The 17,245-nt window shown below is 34.3% G+C and carries 18 protein-coding genes; 10 read left to right on the forward strand and 8 right to left on the reverse strand.

Features of this window, described 5'->3' with window-relative positions; translation table 11 throughout:
• Positions 1 to 5: 5 nt before the first annotated feature.
• The 4 genes from gmhB to ccoS are packed head-to-tail and all read left to right on the forward strand — an operon-like array spanning position 6 to position 3,646.
• Complete coding sequence (gmhB, locus tag SUDEN_RS03005; protein WP_011372207.1) at positions 6 to 512, forward strand: D-glycero-beta-D-manno-heptose 1,7-bisphosphate 7-phosphatase; 507 nt, start codon at positions 6 to 8, stop codon at positions 510 to 512.
• A 2-nt stretch (positions 513 to 514) separates the two neighbouring features.
• On the forward strand, positions 515 to 1,000 hold the full coding sequence (locus SUDEN_RS03010; RefSeq protein ID WP_011372208.1) for an asparaginase domain-containing protein: 486 nt from the start codon (positions 515 to 517) through the stop codon (positions 998 to 1,000).
• A complete protein-coding gene (locus SUDEN_RS03015) occupies positions 975 to 3,428 on the forward strand; it encodes a heavy metal translocating P-type ATPase (RefSeq protein ID WP_011372209.1) in 2,454 nt (817 codons plus the stop codon). Before SUDEN_RS03010 ends, SUDEN_RS03015 begins: the two co-directional genes overlap by 26 nt.
• Positions 3,429 to 3,430: 2 nt before the next feature.
• The gene (gene ccoS / locus SUDEN_RS03020) at positions 3,431 to 3,646 is read left to right on the forward strand and encodes a cbb3-type cytochrome oxidase assembly protein CcoS (protein WP_011372210.1); all 216 of its coding nucleotides are present in this window, start codon (positions 3,431 to 3,433) and stop codon (positions 3,644 to 3,646) included.
• Between the two features lie 35 nt (positions 3,647 to 3,681).
• Here the strand turns inward: ccoS and SUDEN_RS03025 are convergent, their stop codons facing one another.
• Entirely contained in the window at positions 3,682 to 3,966 is a 285-nt protein-coding gene (locus tag SUDEN_RS03025; RefSeq protein WP_011372211.1) for a c-type cytochrome, read from the reverse strand.
• Between the two features lie 113 nt (positions 3,967 to 4,079).
• On the opposite strand from SUDEN_RS03025, the gene rfaD reads away from it, so the two are divergent.
• The 3 genes from rfaD to SUDEN_RS03040 are packed head-to-tail and all read left to right on the forward strand — an operon-like array spanning position 4,080 to position 7,085.
• On the forward strand, positions 4,080 to 5,090 hold the full coding sequence (gene rfaD / locus SUDEN_RS03030) for an ADP-glyceromanno-heptose 6-epimerase (RefSeq protein WP_011372212.1): 1,011 nt from the start codon (positions 4,080 to 4,082) through the stop codon (positions 5,088 to 5,090).
• Positions 5,087 to 6,520, forward strand: coding sequence for a D-glycero-beta-D-manno-heptose-7-phosphate kinase (rfaE1, locus tag SUDEN_RS03035; protein ID WP_011372213.1), 1,434 nt, complete (start codon positions 5,087 to 5,089; stop codon positions 6,518 to 6,520). Before rfaD ends, rfaE1 begins: the two co-directional genes overlap by 4 nt.
• Positions 6,513 to 7,085 (forward strand): YfaZ family outer membrane protein, encoded by a 573-nt coding sequence (locus SUDEN_RS03040; RefSeq protein ID WP_011372214.1) that lies wholly within the window; start codon positions 6,513 to 6,515, stop codon positions 7,083 to 7,085. The genes rfaE1 and SUDEN_RS03040 overlap by 8 nt, the downstream gene beginning before the upstream one ends.
• Before the next feature lie 10 nt (positions 7,086 to 7,095).
• Here the strand turns inward: SUDEN_RS03040 and waaF are convergent, their stop codons facing one another.
• Entirely contained in the window at positions 7,096 to 8,073 is a 978-nt protein-coding gene (gene waaF / locus SUDEN_RS03045; protein ID WP_011372215.1) for a lipopolysaccharide heptosyltransferase II, read from the reverse strand.
• Entirely contained in the window at positions 8,070 to 9,260 is a 1,191-nt protein-coding gene (locus SUDEN_RS03050) for a glycosyl hydrolase (protein ID WP_238374821.1), read from the reverse strand. Before SUDEN_RS03050 ends, waaF begins: the two co-directional genes overlap by 4 nt.
• A gap of 112 nt (positions 9,261 to 9,372) precedes the next feature.
• On the opposite strand from SUDEN_RS03050, the gene SUDEN_RS03055 reads away from it, so the two are divergent.
• Both SUDEN_RS03055 and SUDEN_RS03060 read left to right on the forward strand, forming a co-directional pair.
• Positions 9,373 to 10,191 (forward strand): DNA ligase, encoded by an 819-nt coding sequence (locus SUDEN_RS03055; RefSeq protein WP_011372217.1) that lies wholly within the window; start codon positions 9,373 to 9,375, stop codon positions 10,189 to 10,191.
• A complete protein-coding gene (locus tag SUDEN_RS03060; RefSeq protein ID WP_011372218.1) occupies positions 10,191 to 11,159 on the forward strand; it encodes a glycosyltransferase family 9 protein in 969 nt (322 codons plus the stop codon). Before SUDEN_RS03055 ends, SUDEN_RS03060 begins: the two co-directional genes overlap by 1 nt.
• Here the strand turns inward: SUDEN_RS03060 and SUDEN_RS03065 are convergent, their stop codons facing one another.
• From SUDEN_RS03065 to SUDEN_RS03085, 5 genes are read right to left on the reverse strand one after another with little or no spacing between them, the layout of a single operon-like run.
• Positions 11,160 to 11,909, reverse strand: a complete 750-nt coding sequence (locus tag SUDEN_RS03065) for a glycosyltransferase family 2 protein (protein WP_011372219.1) — start codon at positions 11,907 to 11,909, stop codon at positions 11,160 to 11,162.
• Entirely contained in the window at positions 11,899 to 12,633 is a 735-nt protein-coding gene (locus tag SUDEN_RS03070) for a hypothetical protein (RefSeq protein WP_011372220.1), read from the reverse strand. The genes SUDEN_RS03065 and SUDEN_RS03070 overlap by 11 nt, the downstream gene beginning before the upstream one ends.
• Entirely contained in the window at positions 12,623 to 13,726 is a 1,104-nt protein-coding gene (locus tag SUDEN_RS03075; RefSeq protein ID WP_011372221.1) for a glycosyltransferase family 4 protein, read from the reverse strand. The genes SUDEN_RS03070 and SUDEN_RS03075 overlap by 11 nt, the downstream gene beginning before the upstream one ends.
• A complete protein-coding gene (waaC, locus tag SUDEN_RS03080; protein WP_011372222.1) occupies positions 13,723 to 14,703 on the reverse strand; it encodes a lipopolysaccharide heptosyltransferase I in 981 nt (326 codons plus the stop codon). The genes SUDEN_RS03075 and waaC overlap by 4 nt, the downstream gene beginning before the upstream one ends.
• Positions 14,703 to 15,383 carry an acyltransferase gene (locus tag SUDEN_RS03085; protein ID WP_041672184.1) on the reverse strand — a complete coding sequence of 227 codons (681 nt, stop codon included), beginning with the start codon at positions 15,381 to 15,383 and terminating at the stop codon, positions 14,703 to 14,705. The genes waaC and SUDEN_RS03085 overlap by 1 nt, the downstream gene beginning before the upstream one ends.
• 152 nt (positions 15,384 to 15,535) lie before the next feature.
• On the opposite strand from SUDEN_RS03085, the gene SUDEN_RS03090 reads away from it, so the two are divergent.
• Complete coding sequence (locus tag SUDEN_RS03090) at positions 15,536 to 17,236, forward strand: ABC transporter ATP-binding protein (RefSeq protein WP_011372224.1); 1,701 nt, start codon at positions 15,536 to 15,538, stop codon at positions 17,234 to 17,236.
• The last annotated feature ends 9 nt before the right edge of the window (positions 17,237 to 17,245 follow it).

Here is a 17,245-nt window from a genome sequence, read left to right on the forward strand (position 1 = left end):
ATCTTATGAATAGAGCACTTTTTTTAGATAGAGATGGCGTTATAAATGTTGAGATTAACTACCTTATTAAAATTGAAGATTTTGTCTTTATTGATGGTATATTTGAACTTTGTAAAAAGTATCAAGATAGAGGATATTTAATATTTGTTGTTACAAATCAGTCGGGAATTGCCAGAGGTTTTTATACTCAAGAAGATTTTGATGTTTTAACTTCATGGATGATGAAAGAGTTTTTAAATCGAGGTGTAATTATAAAAAAAGTTTACTTCTGTCCTCACCATCCTGAAATATCTGGAGAGTGTAGTTGCAGAAAACCAAAAGCTGGAATGCTGCTTGAGGCAAAAAAAGAGTTCGATATAGATTTACAAAACTCTATTTTAGTTGGAGATAAAGAGAGAGATATTGAGGCTGCTCTTGCTTCAGGAATAAAAGAGAGCTATTTCTTTGATGAAAAAGGTATTTGTAAAGAGTCTAAAGCAACAAAAATTATTTCAAATTTAAGAGAGGTATAAAAGTGCTAATATTAAATAGTGGTGGAACATTTAACAAAAAATATAACTCTTTAAACGGAGAGTTGGAGATACCTTATAACAACAGTGTAATTGAAGAGATTCTAAAAAGTGTTGAATTTAAATATGATTTGGCTGGTGTAGTTTATAAAGACAGCTTAGATATGAATATGGATGATAGAAAAAGAATAGCTCATATTATTATGGAGTCAAGTGATGATACCTTTATAATCGTTCATGGGACTGATACTATGCTTCTGAGTGCAGAGTTCTTATCCGAGGTTTTTGATGATAGAAAAATTGTATTTGTTGGGTCTATGAGACCATTTGAAATTGATAATATAGAAGCTAGCTTAAACTTAGGAATGGCTATTGGATTTGCAAAAGCGCTTAAAGAAAATGGGGTATATATATGTATGAGTGGACATGTAGAACCTTGGCAAAAAATATATAAAAATAAAAAATTTGGAAAATTTGAAGTTGTCCTCTAAAGTTGCTTGCTCTCATTGTAATATAAAATTTGAAGAGTCTGTAATGATTAAAGAAGTACAGAGCTCTTCTAAAGAGAGTTCTGCTTCACAGACTCTTATTCGTTACTTTTGCTGCAGCGGTTGTCAAGGTGTTTTTTATCTATTACAAGATAAAGGACTTGAGAGTTTTTATGAAAAAAGTAAAGATATTGAGTTGTCTCTGCAGAATCAAAATCTTAAAGATTCCTCTAGTTTTGATAGTCAATCTTTTTATGATAAATTTGTAAAAAAAAATAGCGATGGCTTTTGTGAAGTCTCTTTAGTAATAGAGGGGATTCACTGTTCGGCTTGTGTCTGGTTAAATGAAAAAGTACTGCACAATATGGATGGGGTTATTGAGGTAAATATAAATTTTACAAATAACAAAGCCATAATAGTATGGGCGGATGATATTGTAAAATTATCAAATATAATAGATACAATCCGTTCAATTGGTTATAACGCATTTGCTTATGACTCATCAGCACAAGAACTTCACGCCAATAAAGAGAGAAAATCTTACTACTTAAAAATGGCAGTTGCTATTTTTGCTTCTATGAATACGATGTGGATTGCAGTTGCACAATATGCTGGCTATTTTAGCGGAATTACTCAAGATGTAAAAACAATACTAAATATTGCAGAGGGAGTACTCGCTACTCCTGTTCTTTTTTATAGTGGTTGGGTCTTTTTTAGAGGTGCCTATTATGGTTATAAAAATAGAGTTGTAAACATGGATATGTTGGTAGCCACTGGAGCTACACTAACTTACATGTACTCTTTATACATCACAATTATACAAAGAGGAGAAGCCTACTTTGACTCTGTGAGCATGATTATTACATTTGTTTTAATTGGTAAATTTTTAGAAGTGCTCAGTAAAAAAAATGCGGCTGACACGCTTGATAAAATTGCAAGTAGTATCCCAAGTGAAGTAAAAATTTTAAAAGAAAACAGAATAGTTAATGTAAAACTTGATGATGTTGGTATTGGAGATATAGTAATCGTCTCTAGCGGAGAGAGAGTTTTACTTGATGGAGAGATTATCAAAGGAGGCGGTTCATTTGATGAATCAAATCTTACGGGAGAGAGTGAGCCTATATATAAAAGTGTAGGCATGAGTGTGATTAGTGGTACTCTTAGTATTGATGCTGATATAAATTTTAGAGCTAGTAAAGATTTTAAACACTCAACACTCTCCAATATTGTAAAGCTTTTAGAATCTGCAATAAATAAAAAACCAAAAATTCAGCAGATGGCAAATAGATTGTCTGAACATTTTTCATCAGTTATCTTAGCTCTATCGGTACTAACACTATTTGGATGGTGGTTTTGGACCAATAACTTTGAAACTTCTTTGATGATTGCTATATCTGTCATTATTATCGCATGTCCTTGTGCGTTAGCGCTAGCAACTCCTGTTGCTACTCTTGTTGGATTAGGGCTTGGTGCTTCAAGAGGAGTTCTTTTTAAAGAAGCAGCAGGGTTAGAAATAATGGCAAAAACAGATACTCTTGTTTTGGATAAAACGGGAACTATAACAGTAGGAAAGCCAGAGGTTGTAAAAGAGCATATTTTAGAAGAGTTTGATAAAAAACTACTCTACTCTCTTGTCTCATCTTCAAAGCATCCAGTTGCAAAAGGTATAGCAAATTATCTAAAAAACAGTGAGTATATTTGCGATATTGTATTTGATGAGTTTGCTCAACTTCCAGCACTCGGTATAAAAGCTAAGCTTGGTAAAATAGAACTTCTGGGTGGAAATAAAAAGTTGCTTGATGAGAACAAAATTGAGATAGATTTTTTTACGCAAGGAACACTTTTTTATTTTGCAATAGATAAGCAGGTAGTGGCAATTTATGAACTAGAAGATAGAGTGAAAGATGGTGTTAAAGAGTTTGTAAATCGTATGCACAAGATGAATATAGATGTTGTAATGCTTACAGGAGATAATGAAAATATTGCAAAGAGAGTTGCTCAAAAGGTAGGTATCAAAACTATCTTTTACGAGCAGACACCTCAAAGTAAAGCAGAGTATATAAGCACTTTATCTAAAAATAAAAAAAATGTTGTTATGGTTGGAGATGGAATAAATGATATCTTAGCTCTAGCGTCAGCTGATATTGGTATAGTAATGGGAAGTGGAAGCGATATAGCTGTTGAAGTAGGAGATGTTGTTCTTTTAAATAGTTCTATAAAATCATTAGAAGAGGCTCTAAAAATTAGTCGTACAACGTTTGGGCTGATAAAACAAAATCTAGCACTATCATTAATCTATAATGCTCTAACAATCCCTCTTGCTATGGCAGGTTATGTTATACCACTTGTTGCTGCTATCTCTATGTCGGTTAGTTCACTATTGGTTGTTGGTAATTCTCTGCGAATAAAATATAAATGGAATAGGGGTTAGATATGGATAGTTGGGTAATAGCCATGATGCTTGGAGCCTCTCTGTTTTTAGGCGCAATTGCACTTTTTGCATTTTTATGGGCAATAAAAAATGGTCAATTTGATGATGAAGAGAAATTTTTAAATGCTGCTAAATTTGATGGTGAAGATGAGCTTAACGATGCTATAAAAAGAGAACAGAAAAAAGAAAATTTAAAAAAGAGTTATAAGCCAGAGTAGAGAGTTGAATTGCCTAAAGAGGCAATTCTGATAAATTATTTACCAATAGTTTGTGCAAATTCTTCTAATTCAGCATCAGAGTACTTAGCAACTTGACCTTTCATAAGACCTTTCATTGCTCCGCCGTAACTGCCATCTTTATAGCCTTTAAGAGAAGTAGCGATATCCGCATGAGTCATCTCAGCAACGTTTTTAGATTTTCCTAAAGCAGGTTTTGTCCAATCAGCACCATGGCATCCTTGACATGCGCCAGCAGCAACACCAGCCATTAGAGCAGTTGTTGCAGTTAAAGCAACGATTGATAATACAATTTTTTTCATTTTAATCCCTTTGATTTTTAATTTCGGGCAAATTATAGTAACTTTACTCTTAAATACTTGTTAATAGATTATCTGTTATTATTTTGTTAAACTTTAGAGGCTATGGGATACAAATGAGATACATTGATGATGATTTAAAAGATAAGACTATCCTTATAACAGGGGGTGCTGGTTTTATTGGTTCAAATTTAGCATTTTATTTTCAAGAGAACCATCCAGATGCTAAAGTTGTTATTTTAGATAGTTTTAGAAGCAAAGAGACTCTCTCAAATGGTAATCTTAAAAGTTTTGGACATTTTAAAAATTTGATTGGTTTTTTAGGAAAAGTGATAAGCGGTGATATTAATGATAAAGAGTTACTTAATAGTTTAGAGAAAGAGTATAAGTTTGATTATATTTTTCATGAAGCTGCTATCTCTGATACTACGGCACAAGAGCAAGATTTGATGATAAAAACAAACGTTAATGCTTATGAGGACTTGCTTCTTCTTGCCCAAAAACATGGTGCAAATATGATTTATGCATCCTCAGCTGCAACATATGGCAATGCAGAATCTCCTCAAAGAGTGGGGTATGAAGCACCGCAAAATGTTTATGGTTTTTCTAAACTTTGCATGGATAATTTAAGCCGTGAGTTTATGAAAAAAAGTACGATTTCTATAGTTGGGCTTAGATATTTTAATGTTTATGGCGCAAGAGAATATTTTAAAAACTCCACCGCTTCTATGGTTTTACAGTTTGCTCATCAGATGTTATCTGGCAAAAATCCCACTCTTTTTGAGAGTAGTGATAAGATTCTTCGCGATTTTATATATATAGAAGATGTTATTTTTGCAAATATTAAAGCGATGCAGCCAAAGAGAAGTGGTATTTTTAATGTAGGAACGGGCAAAGCAAGGAGCTTTCAAGATATAGTAGATATTTTGCAAAGTGAACTTGGAACTAATCTTACATGTGAGTATATTCCAAATCCATTTATTGGAAGTTATCAGTTTCACACAGAAGCGGACATCTCTTCAACAAAAGAGGTTTTGGGTTATGAGAGCAGATTTGAGTTAGAAGATGGGATTAGAGCTTACGCAAATGAAATAAGAAGAATTTATAATCAAGAAGTTGAAAAATGAAAATATTAAAAAGTTTTACTCCCCGTATTTTAGTTATTGGTGATTTGATGATAGACCATTATCTATGGGGGAATTGTGAGAGAATCTCGCCTGAGGCTCCTGTGCAAATTGTGGATATTTCGAAAGAGACTACTGTACTTGGCGGCGGAGGCAATGTAGTAAATAACCTTGTGGCTCTTGGAGCAAAGGTAAGTGTTAGTGGTGTAATTGGCAATGATGAAAATGGTGTCGAACTACTGAAGCTACTAAGAGAAATTGATGTGAATGTAGATAATATAGTTATTCAAGAGGGGAGAAAAACTTCTAAAAAAAGTCGTGTAATAGCCGCTTCACAACAGATACTAAGATATGACAAAGAGAGCAAAGAAGAGATTAGTAAATCTTCCATAGAAGTAATTTTAAACTCACTAGCCAAAGATATTTCAAGATATGATGCTGTTGTATTGTCAGATTATTCCAAGGGCGTTTTAACTAAAGAGCTTTGTCAAGGAGTCATCTCTACATGTAGTAAAAATGGCATAAAAGTTTTAGTAGATCCAAAAGGGAGTGACTATAGCAAATATAGTGGTGCTTATCTTTTAACCCCTAATAAAAAAGAGGCGATACAAGCTACAAAAATAGACATAAAAGATAAGCAGAGCCTAAAAGAAGCACTCTTGAAGATGAAAAAAGATGCAAATTTAGCCATTTCTCTCATAACTCTATCAGAGGATGGCGTCGCCATTTATGATGATGAGATGAAGATTTTTCCTACAGTTGCAAAAGAAGTTTTTGATGTAACAGGAGCGGGAGATACGGTAATTGCTTCAATAGCATTTGCGATAAGTGCGGGTAAGAGCATAGAAGAGAGCGCCAAATTTGCAAATCTTGCAGCTGGTGTTGTAGTTGGCAAGATTGGCTCTGCAACTGTTAGCATAAGTGAGATAGAGGAGTATGAAGCCTCTCTTCATAAAAGCACCTCAGATGCTCATATAAAGGGTTTTGAAGAGATAGAAGCGATAGTAAAACGCTATAAAGAGAGTGGGAAAAAGGTTGTTTTTACAAACGGGTGCTTTGATATCTTACATGTAGGTCACGTAAAGTACTTACAGATTGCTAAGAGTTTTGGAGATGTTTTGATAGTCGGCTTAAACTCTGATACTTCTGTTACAAGATTAAAGGGACCAAGCAGACCTGTGAATATTGCAGAAGATAGAGCTTACCTTTTAGCGGCTCTTGAAGCAGTAGATTTTGTTGTGCCTTTTGAAGATGACACACCTTATGAACTTATAAAAATGATAAAGCCAGATACGCTTGTAAAAGGCGGTGATTATGAAGGCAAGAGTGTTATAGGTACAGAATTTGCACAGGAGTTGAAATTAGTTGATTTTGTAGATGGAAAAAGCACTACTAAAACTATTCAAAAGATAAAAGGAGATTTACATGTTTAAGAAAATATCACTAAGTATGCTTTGTGCTGCATCTGCCTTTGCGATGCATAGCGCTGAGATAAATGTAAATAACGCAGATTTAGAATTAGCGGCAAAGTTAGATGTTGGGCAGTTTAATTATAATGTTGAGCCAAATACAATTTTTGTAGGGGCAAAATACCTAAAAGCCGATGAGAAACATAGTGATGTAAATAAAATATATGATTATCAAGAGATAAACTTTTTAATGCAGAGGGATGTTAGCCATGAGTTTAGAGTTGGGCTTGGATTGAAATTAAATCACACTAAAGAGTTTGTTTCAACTCCATTGGGGATAGGAGCTCTTTACAAGTTGCCTATAACTTCGAGTGTTCCGTTTTATTTAGGCGGCTCTGTATATGTTGCTCCCGAGGTGCTCTCTTATGATAAAGCAGATAATTTTTTAGAGTATCGAGCAACACTTGAGGCAGAAGCTATAAAAAACGGCTTTTTAAGAGTTGGATATAGACATATAGATACAAACTATAAAAATTTTGACGTTGAGTTCAATGACTCAATCTGTTTTGGATTTAAGTTCCTTTTTTAAAACTTAATCTTTATAGATTTAACTCTTTTACGGCTTGTATAACTTCAACAGAAGTTATACCTTTCATACAGTCATGATGTTTTAGAGGGCACTCCCGCTTAACACAGGGAGAACACTCCAAATCGTGTCTTACTATTTTACCTTTTTCATTCATCCATGGATATGTCTGTTTATACTCTGTTGGACCTATGATAGCAACTGTTGGAATCTGATAGGCAGCTGCAATATGCATAGGACCGCTGTCATTTGTGAGCATAAGAGAGCAGGCACCAATATTTGCACAAAGTTCTTTAATGGATGTTTTTCCAGCTAAATTTGTATAATTTTTAATGCCAAGCGATACTAGCTCTTTTTCTATTTTATTTGCAATTTCCATCTCATTTGGCGCACCTAAAATAATTATGTCATAGACACTACTATAGTTAGCAGCAACTTGAGCAAAGCGCTCTGGATACCACTGTTTTGCGCTTCCAAACGCCGCTCCGCCATTTATGCCAAGTGTTGGTTTGTCAAATTTTAGGGCATCTATATAGAGTTTGCTTGGAGGAGTTATTCCATTCCAATTATCTACGTTTATCATAGCAAGCTGTGCATACTGCTGAGCTAAATGTTTTGTATATTTAGGGATGTTTGGAGTGTGTGAGAGCAAAAACTTAGAGTGCCATGCCTCTCTTGCTATGGTTAAAACTGTGCCCGTAAATTTTAGAAGTAGCGATGAGTGTAGCTGTTTTCTAAAAGTAATTGCTAAATCAAATTTCCCTAACTCACGACCTAGTTTATATGTAGCAAGAACTCTAGATGGAGCTTTTTTTGTCTCATCTATGACTATTTTTTCGCAAAGCGGATGATATTTCATCACTTCTACTGAAGCAAAAGCTCCAACAAAAGTAAATTTAACATCTCTGTAGTGTGAGGCTAAAAGCTCTATTGCTGAAGTAGCCATAACAGTATCGCCTAACCAGTTTGGTAGAACTACAAGTATTCTCACGATAATGAATCCTTAATATAGATATACAGCGGTGATGAGCCAATATGAAGTGTCTCGTTTTCTATCTCTTTGCCATCATAAGAGCACACTTTTTCAAAAAAATCTTCTCTCTTTAGTGTTGTTTTCTTTAGTGACCAGTGAATCTGAAGAAGTTGATTGTTTATTAAAAATTGAAGTATATAGTATCCACGTTTTATGTCAAGCCTTAAGAATTGTGCATCTTTTAGACTCTTTAACATGTACTTATAAACTTCAAATGCTTCTCTTTTTCTAAGCCCATCTCTTGCATCTACGAGTCCATAGCCTGAGGCTATAAGTTGGTGCCATGAGAGAGTATCAACTTGCTGAGAAGCTAGAGTTAAGAGATGATAACGAAGCATAAAATCCGCATATAACTCTTCGCTCACACACTCATGTTCACTAGTAGGTGCGTAAGGCGCTGTGTTAGATATAGGCCAATTTGTCTCTGTAATATGAAGCTCATGAGCACTTTTTGGACTAAGCCAAACCATAGTGCTAAGAAGTGAGATTTTATCTTGAAGAGTAAAACCCATTTGCATATTTTCAGGCGCACCTCGTCTATCAACGTATAAAAGTGCAGATGTAGCATCAAAGTGGCACCCAAGAGAGTTAAAAAGCGTGTGAGAAGTAAAGTGATACTCAAAGTCTATTACACCGCTTCCTATCAATTTTATATCTTTGAATTTAGATTTTTTTAAATTATATGCAACTTGATAAAAATTAGCATACTCATCAACGCTAAAAAATCCCCATTTCGCACGATTTATAGTTGAACCTATCTCAAACATATCTACATGTGATGAGAGAGAGTTAAAAATAGTCTCTAAATCTTTTTGCAAAAGTTGCAAATCTTCTACATGCTCTCTATCTTGAAGAATTTTAAGTGTTATTTTTTTATCTTTGCACTGGAGTATAAACTCTTTGAGTAGTGGAAGTTTGTCCATTTCCCAGAGTTTTATCCTAAGTAAAACTCTCTCTATTTCAAGCTCTTGAAGCAGCTTAAGAGTCTCTTGCGGCTCTCTCTCAAAGTCTAGACCTAAAGAGAAAAAATCACTTGAAGCTATTTTTTTTCTTTTGACAAAAGGTGTCATGATGATTGCAAAAGGGAGCATTACAAAAGATATTAAAAAAGTTTTAATTAAAGAGGCAAGCTGATTTTTTCGCATCTTTTTTTTGTAACTTTTGTCTTTGAGCGGATATGGTTGATCGGAATAGTTATCCCAGTTAAATGGCTGTTTCATAAGGCGAATTATAACGTTTTTAAGATAAAATGGCTCAATGAAAAACCTGTTTAAATTAATAATCTTTACTCTATTGTTTGTAACTTCATCAAGTGCTCTGACTCTTCAAAAGGGCACTCTCTATACAAATCAAGATATTAAAGGGTATCTAATGTCTGAAAAACTTGACGGTATAAGAGCTTATTGGGATGGTAAAAATCTTCTCACAAGACAAAATAAAGTCATAAACGCTCCTGAGTTTTTTACGCAAAATCTTCCGCCATTTGAGCTTGATGGTGAGCTTTGGACTTCAAGAGGAGATTTTGAAAATATACAGTCAATAGTTATGGACAAAACTCCTTCAAAAAAGTGGAGCGAGATAAAATATATGATTTTTGAAGTCCCTCATGCAAAGGGTGATTTTTTAAAGCGTTTGGAAAAAGCAAGAGAGCATATAGAAAAAAAGAGAGCTCTACATGTAGAGATTATAGAGCAAAAAATCTGTAACTCAAAGAGAGATTTGGATCTATTTTTAAAAGAGATTCTCTCAAGGGGCGGAGAGGGAGTCATGTTAAAAGATGCTTCAAGAGAGTACTTTGAGGGTAGAAGTGAGCATCTGTTAAAGGTTAAAAAAGCTGATGATATGGAAGCAGAGGTGATTGGCATTAAAGAAGGAAAGGGTAAGTTTAAAGGGCTGATGGGAAGCTTACATGTAAGAGTAGAGAGTGGGGTTGAATTTTTTATAGGGAGCGGTTTTAGCGATGAAGATAGAAAAAATCCGCCAAAAATAGGTGAAATAGTCACTTTTAAATATTATGGTTTTACGAAAGAGGGCAAACCAAAGTTTGCATCATTTATGAGAGTAAGAGAGGATTGATGAATATTTTAGTTGTACGAACCGATAAACTGGGCGATTTTATAACCGCACTCCCCGCTGTATATGTCTTGAAACAGCAAAACCTCAAAAATAGAGTTATAGTTTGTGTCGCTCCGCTAAATAGGGCTTTGGCTGAGTCTTGTGAGTTTATAGATGAGGTTATTGTTGATGATGGTAAAAGTTTTTGGGAGCTGGTTTTTAAGCTAAGAAAAGCAAAAATAGACGCTTCTGTCACCCTTTTTTCAAATACTCGTGTGGCACTTGCACAGCTCATTGCAGCAATCCCAAAGCGAATAGCGCCAGCGACAAAAATAGCTCAAATCTTTTATAACAAAAGAGTAGTACAAAGAAGAAGCAGAGTCGAAATGGCAGAGTTTGAGTACAACTTAGAGCTTACGAAATCTCTCTTTAGCGATATTAGTTTAGAGTATAAAAAACCGCTCTTAACGTTTGATGATTCAAAAACTATCTATAAAACATTTTGTATAAACAATGATATTGAAAAAGAGATACTCGCTTTTCATGTTGGCTTTGGAGGCTCAAGCGATGCAAACCTCTCGCTTGATGAGTATGAGATACTAATTCGTGAAGTTATAACAAGAGATAAGTATCAAGTAGTTTTAACTTTTGGACCTGATGAGAAAGAGTTATATGAAGAGATGCAAGATAGGCTCTTTGATGTAAATGCAGTTTTTTACTTCTCTCTTGAGGGGCTTGTCTATTTCGCAAAACTTGTAAGCAATTTTAAACTTTTTATCTCAACATCAACGGGAACTTATCATGTAGCTTCACTTGTCGGAACGCCGACAATGACTTTTTTTGCAGACAATCTTTTTTCAAGCCCCGCAAGATGGAAAAGTGTTGGAGATGAATCTCTACAAACACATTTTGTGATTCCACATGATAAAGAAAAAAGAGAAAAGTTATTTGAAGAGATAAAAAAAGAGTTAACAATAGATAAAAATTAGTTAAAGTTTTTTGTTAAGTTCATAAAGCTTTATATATTTATAAAAATTTGTCGCCATATGTGAAAATGCTATAACCAAACCCGCATAACCGTCTAGAAAACCTTTTTTTAAAAAGTATGTTTTAAAGAATGAAAATGCAGCGTTAAAAAAAGCTTTACTTGGGCTAGATTTTTTTTTACCGACATTATCTTGTGCAAATATAGTAGAGTAGCGGTCAAGTTTAAGTATGAAGTCTGTGATGGTATTGTAGGGATAGTGCTTAACTGCTCCGCTGATAAGGATGGTTTTAAATCCCTCCTCGATGACTTTTTCATGTACTTTTTCCTCACTAAAGCTGGTTTTGCTCCTATTGAATAATCTAACGATAATATCATTGCCCCAACAATGTTTGACTTGCGTACTTTTGTAGTAGTTTTCTCTTAAAATCGTGTAGATATTTCTATCATTTAGTTCAAGATTTGAGATGTTTTTTATAAACTCATCGGATAAAACTTCATCTGCGTCAAGTGAGAATACCCACTCATTTTTTGCATAACTGCAGGCTAGATTTTTTGTAGGACCAAAGCCTAAAAACTCTCCTATTACAAGGGTTACGTTTTTGTATTTTTTTGCAATCTCTATAGTCTCATCAGTTGAGCCATTATCGTATAAAACAACATCACGAAAATCGGCTAAAGAGTCCAGAGTAGAGCCTAGCGTAGAAGCGGCATTTTTAACTATGATAACGCATGAGATATTTTCAATCAACAACTGCTTCTCCTCGCAATCTTTTTTTTCTGTTTTTTCTATTTTTGTGAGCTTGCGAATATTGTAAAGCTATCTTAATTGAGCGCTCTTCATCACTTTTATAAAGTCTAGCGTACTCTTTTATGATGATTTTTAAATCTTCATCTTTCGCCCAGAGTTTTGAGAAGTTTTTAAGGCGTTTATCTAAGTTTAGAGGTTTAAACTCCATTCTGTTGATATCAACTATTTTAAAAATATATCCATCACTCTCTTTTTTTATTAATATATTTCCCGGCGAGTAATCAAGATGAAAAATACCCTCTACATGTAACTTAAATGTGAACTCTGCAAACGCTTTAAATATCTTCTCTCTATCTAAAAAAACACTCTCCAAAAGAGGTTCTCTTATCGTAAAGTCATATTCAAAATTTTCACTTACAAAGTAACTCTCATGTAGCAAACCAGACTTTTTAAGCTCTACAAAGCCTATTGGTTTTGGTACAAACTGAGCTATTTTTACGCTGTTTTCGTAAGATTTTTTGGCTTTAGAGTCTCTAAAAAATGTATAAACAACTCTATTTATTAGATGTGGAACTTTAAAAGATTTTATAACTAAGCTTTTTTGTTTAAAATCTATGATTTTTATCTCATTTCTCGCTTTGTGAATTGAGTTTTGTGAATTTTTAAAGTAGCTTTGTATCTCTTTTAAAAGTGCACTATATTCATTTTGTATTACTTCAAATTTCATTTTGTATCTTTTTTAAAATTGATTTGAAAAACTTATCAAACTCTATAACAGTAGTTTTATGCGACATTTTGTTCTCGATAGTATCGGCGCAGTTAGCTGAGAGTTCTTGGAGTTTTTGTGGTGAAGTACTTAGCTCTATAATTTTTTGTGCGATTGCATCGGCATCTTTGATTGGAACTATATAGCCATTAAATTCATCTTCTATTATTTCACTATTTCCCTCTATCGCAGAGGCGATTACAGGTGTGTTTGCTGCAAGAGATTCTAAAATAACTCTAGAGAGTCCCTCTTTTCTTGTTGATGCTTGAACTAAAACAGAACACGATGCTATGATTTGCGGTGCATCGTTTCTGTATCCAGTTACATGTATTCTCTCTTGCATACCACAATTTTTTATCTCTGACATATAAGGTTCTTGGGAGATATTTTGACCGATTAAAATAATGTGTATATTCTTATATGAGGCTAGTTTATGAGCCGCTTTAAGCAGATAAATAAGCCCTTTATGCGGTCTTACGTTTGCCACAAAGGCTACATTGAAGTTCTCTTGATTTGTTCCAAACTCTTCAAGAGAGATTTTTGAGGTCTCATACCATGAGAGCTCATGCCCCTTATAGATAGCCTCAACTCTCTTTGATTTGTCAAATATCTGCTCTTTTACATGTCGTGCAACTGCTTTAGATACACAAATTACGCCATCAACTCTAGGATTGAGCGCATTTAGGTACGAACTTGGATCATGTCTGTAAAGTCCTCCAGTTGTTCCTCTATATGTTATAAGTTTTACATCTGTGCCGATTGAAGCGATAGTCGCATTTGAGATAGATTTTGAGTTTGTGGCATAGAGTATATCTATGTCATACTCTTTTATCGCCCCTTTGATTTTTTTAATTGTAGATGGAGAAATCTTTTTTTTGTAGTGTGTATCTATAACTCTTATGCCATTTTCTTCAAATCTCTTTGCGTATTGACTATCTTTCTCAGTCATAATAGTTATGTTATATCCGAATTTAAGAAGCGAGATATATATCTCAGCCTCTGGTCTGATACTGTTGTATGAGCCATTGGTGGCTGTAAGGACTAAAAGATTCAAGATAAGAGTTCCTTTGCTATTTTTATAATTTCATCCGAGTTGATATCACAAATAGAGAAGTCATTTTTATCAAGTTTGTAGTGATTTACGATACTTGAAGATTTTATAGCTCTATTTATAGGTGTTACGTATATACGGTTTAGTGGAGTTGGACCAAAAAGAGTGATTGATGGCACATTTAATCCCCACGCCATGTGAGTTGGTCCTGTGTCATTGCCTATGAGAAGAGAGCATTTAGAGATAACATACTTTAGCTCATCCAAAGAGCCACGAGGCAGTAGATGTAAAAACTCTGATTTATCTTGCATCCAAAGAGCCTTTTTGTGCTCCTCTTCGCTTCCCCAGACTATAAAAGTTTTTACATGTAGAGCTTCTGCAATTTTTACGAACTTCTCTTTTGGGTAGTTTCTGCTCTCCCATGTAGAGCCTATTACAAAGAGATTAAAGATTTCAGGCAAGTTTTTTACATGTGAAGATGAAAACAGAAACTTCTCTTTATTTATGATTTTTTCGTTTGTAACTTCTATGCCCAACGGTTCACAGATAACGGTTGCATTTCTGTCTATCGTATTTGCGCTATATGCTATAGAGACTTTTTTATCGTAAAAAAATGAGGCTACTCCCTCACGAATGGAATCTTTATCAAAACCCGCAATGACTTTTGCGCCTATAATCTTTGAAACTATCGCTGATTTTAAAAGTCCTTGAGCGTCTATAACGATGTCATAACTGTTTTTTGAGTATTTTTTGAGTATCTTTAGTTGAGTAAAAATTTTACTTTTTTGTTTTTTTATGGATTTTAAATCTACTTCTAAAATATTATCAATGTGGGGGTTGTTTTTTAATACATCTGCAAAACTGCGCTCAACTACCCAATCTATTTGAGCATTAGGCAACTCTTTTTTTATAAACTGCAATGCAACCATAGCGTGAATAACATCTCCCATAGCAGAGAGTTTTACTATACATATTTTCATCAGTTGCACCATCTTATATCTGTTTTTAAGACTCTAGCGCTATCTCCACCAATGACACTATGTTTAACTCCACTAAATTTTTTTGTAATTGTTGTATTTGCTGCAATGATGCAGCCATCATCAATAAGTGTATTTTTCAGTATAAAGCATCTAGCCCCTATCCAGACATTATTGCCAATATTAACTTCTGTTGGAGTATTTATAATACTATAATTTTTATCAAAAACTGGGTGGTGGTCACTATCCATAATTATACATTGCCACGATATTCTGGCATTATCTCCAATAGTTATTTTTTTAGCACATAAAATTGTAGTCTCGCCTGTTATGCCAAACCTCTCTCCAGCACTAAAAGTAGCCTCTTTATCTATGATAAACTTTGAGCCTAAACCAATTTTTGCTCTGCCTTTAAATGTTACAACGCCATCTATCTTTAAGAGAGTTCTTGTATAAGCGTAGTCAATATGCTCTGTTCCGCCAAAACCTATGCGGATAATCCCTGTTTTAACCTTGCCAAGGTTTATTTTTCCACCCAATGAGATAAGCTTAGTTTTATTAGAGACAATGATAGGCAGTTTTATTGCCTGATTTAAAGGTAAAACTCTTAAGTTTACATATATGCTCTTTGGAATTGCAAATAAGTACTTAAAGAGATTTGATATTTTTCTTGAGTTTATCATTGATTTTATTCCTATAAAGTGCGCAATAATAACATAATTGAATTGAAACTTATGGATTGGCATATAGTGATTAATTAAGATTAAAATAAATTGTTATGCTTTTTTAGGTAAAATTCATTAAAAAAAGAGCTTTGGAACTATTATTGAAAAAAGTGTTTAAAAGATATTTGCCATATATAAAAGAGTACAAAAAAGAGTATTTTTTAGTTGTGATTGGTATGCTCTTTACAGTCGCTGCAACGACTGCTACGGCTCATATCATGAAACCACTTATGGATGAGATGTTTATAGAAAAAAAAGAGGAGATGCTATATCTTATCCCTCTTGGACTCATTGGAATCTACTTTTTTAAATCTATTGGAAGATATATACAGTCTGTTTACATGACATATATCGGGCAGCATATAGTTAGTAGATTTAGAGAGATGATGCTTGAGAAAATCATAAACTTTGATATGATGTATCTCTACCAAAACCGCAGTGGCGAGCTAATTTCAAGAGTTACCAATGATATAGACAGAATCAGATACTTTGTGTCAAATATGTTGCCAGAGCTTATTCGTGAGAGTTTAACCGTGATAGCCCTTGTTGCTTATGTTATATATCTAAATCCTATGCTCTCTTTTTACTCTTTGGTTCTTCTTCCCCTAGCCGTCTATCCTATTATTCAAATAGGGAAAAAACTTAAAAAATATTCTCGCCGTTCTCAAGAGAAAAACGCAGATGTTATAAGCAGACTAACAGAGGTTTTTAACAACAGTGAAATCATAAAAGCAAATGCAACGCAGAAGTTTGAGCTAGAGCGTTTTGGCGTACAAAACTGGCAATTTTTTAAGATAAATATGAAATCTGTTTATGTTGGCGACATAGTCTCCCCTCTTATGGAATTAGTAGGTGCAGCGGGACTTGCGGCTGTCATATACATTGGTGGCAGGGAAGTTTACAGTGGCAATATGAGTGTTGGAGAGTTTAGCGCATTTTTAACCGCAGTTGGACTTGTTTTTCAACCTATTCGCAGAATAGGGTCTATTTATTCAAAGATTCAAGATGCCCTCTCCGCGAGTGAGAGAGTTTTTGAACTGCTTGATAAAGAGAACAAGATAGTTGATGGAAAAAAAGTTTTAAAAGAAGATATAACGCATATAGAGTTTAGAGATGTAAGCCTCAAATATGAAGAGAGATATATCTTGGATGGAGTCAATATAGAGATAAAACAAGGACAAAATATTGCACTTGTTGGCGATAGTGGGGGTGGTAAGAGTACCTTTATAAACATGCTTCTTAGATTTTATGACCCACAAGATGGCTCCGTACTTGTAAATGGTATAAATATAAAGGAGTTTACGCAAGATTCTCTAAAGCATCATATTTCGCTAGTTACTCAAAGAATTTACATATTTCAAGATACTTTAGCCGCAAACGTTGCTTATGGGCAAGATATAGATGAGAAAAGAGTAAAAGATGCGCTTATATTAGCCGATGCTTTGAGCTTTGTAGAGTCGCTTGAAGATGGGATAGAGACAAAAATGGAAGAGTTCGGCTCAAATCTATCAGGCGGACAAAGACAGCGCATAGCAATAGCTAGAGCTATCTATAAACATGCTTCACTTATACTCTTTGATGAAGCCACTTCTGCACTTGATAATGAGAGTGAAAAGAGGATTCAAGAAGCGCTACATAACTATACAAAAGATAAAATAACCATCACAATCGCACACAGATTAGGAACAATACAAAATGCAGATAAGATTTTGGTTGTACAAAAGGGTAAAATTATAGCAAGCGGAAGCCACTCTGAACTGCTAGAGAGTTGTGAAGTGTATCAAAGATTGGCTGGTGGACTTAAAAAATAGATAAGAGAG

Source organism: Sulfurimonas denitrificans DSM 1251, from assembly GCF_000012965.1.
In the GTDB taxonomy this organism is placed as follows: Bacteria; Campylobacterota; Campylobacteria; order Campylobacterales; family Sulfurimonadaceae; genus Sulfurimonas; species Sulfurimonas denitrificans.

What these genes read in the sequence shown, in the direction of transcription:
- gmhB (WP_011372207.1), top strand. Translation starts at nt 6, where the DNA reads ATGAATAGAGCACTTTTTTTAGATAGAGATGGCGTTATAAATGTTGAG.
- ccoS (WP_011372210.1), top strand. Translation starts at nt 3,431, where the DNA reads ATGGATAGTTGGGTAATAGCCATGATGCTTGGAGCCTCTCTGTTTTTA.
- SUDEN_RS03025 (WP_011372211.1), bottom strand. Translation starts at nt 3,966, where the DNA reads ATGAAAAAAATTGTATTATCAATCGTTGCTTTAACTGCAACAACTGCT.
- rfaD (WP_011372212.1), top strand. Translation starts at nt 4,080, where the DNA reads ATGAGATACATTGATGATGATTTAAAAGATAAGACTATCCTTATAACA.
- rfaE1 (WP_011372213.1), top strand. Translation starts at nt 5,087, where the DNA reads ATGAAAATATTAAAAAGTTTTACTCCCCGTATTTTAGTTATTGGTGAT.
- SUDEN_RS03040 (WP_011372214.1), top strand. Translation starts at nt 6,513, where the DNA reads ATGTTTAAGAAAATATCACTAAGTATGCTTTGTGCTGCATCTGCCTTT.
- SUDEN_RS03050 (WP_238374821.1), bottom strand. Translation starts at nt 9,260, where the DNA reads ATGCGAAAAAATCAGCTTGCCTCTTTAATTAAAACTTTTTTAATATCT.
- SUDEN_RS03055 (WP_011372217.1), top strand. Translation starts at nt 9,373, where the DNA reads ATGAAAAACCTGTTTAAATTAATAATCTTTACTCTATTGTTTGTAACT.
- SUDEN_RS03060 (WP_011372218.1), top strand. Translation starts at nt 10,191, where the DNA reads ATGAATATTTTAGTTGTACGAACCGATAAACTGGGCGATTTTATAACC.
- SUDEN_RS03070 (WP_011372220.1), bottom strand. Translation starts at nt 12,633, where the DNA reads ATGAAATTTGAAGTAATACAAAATGAATATAGTGCACTTTTAAAAGAG.
- waaC (WP_011372222.1), bottom strand. Translation starts at nt 14,703, where the DNA reads ATGAAAATATGTATAGTAAAACTCTCTGCTATGGGAGATGTTATTCAC.
- SUDEN_RS03085 (WP_041672184.1), bottom strand. Translation starts at nt 15,383, where the DNA reads ATGATAAACTCAAGAAAAATATCAAATCTCTTTAAGTACTTATTTGCA.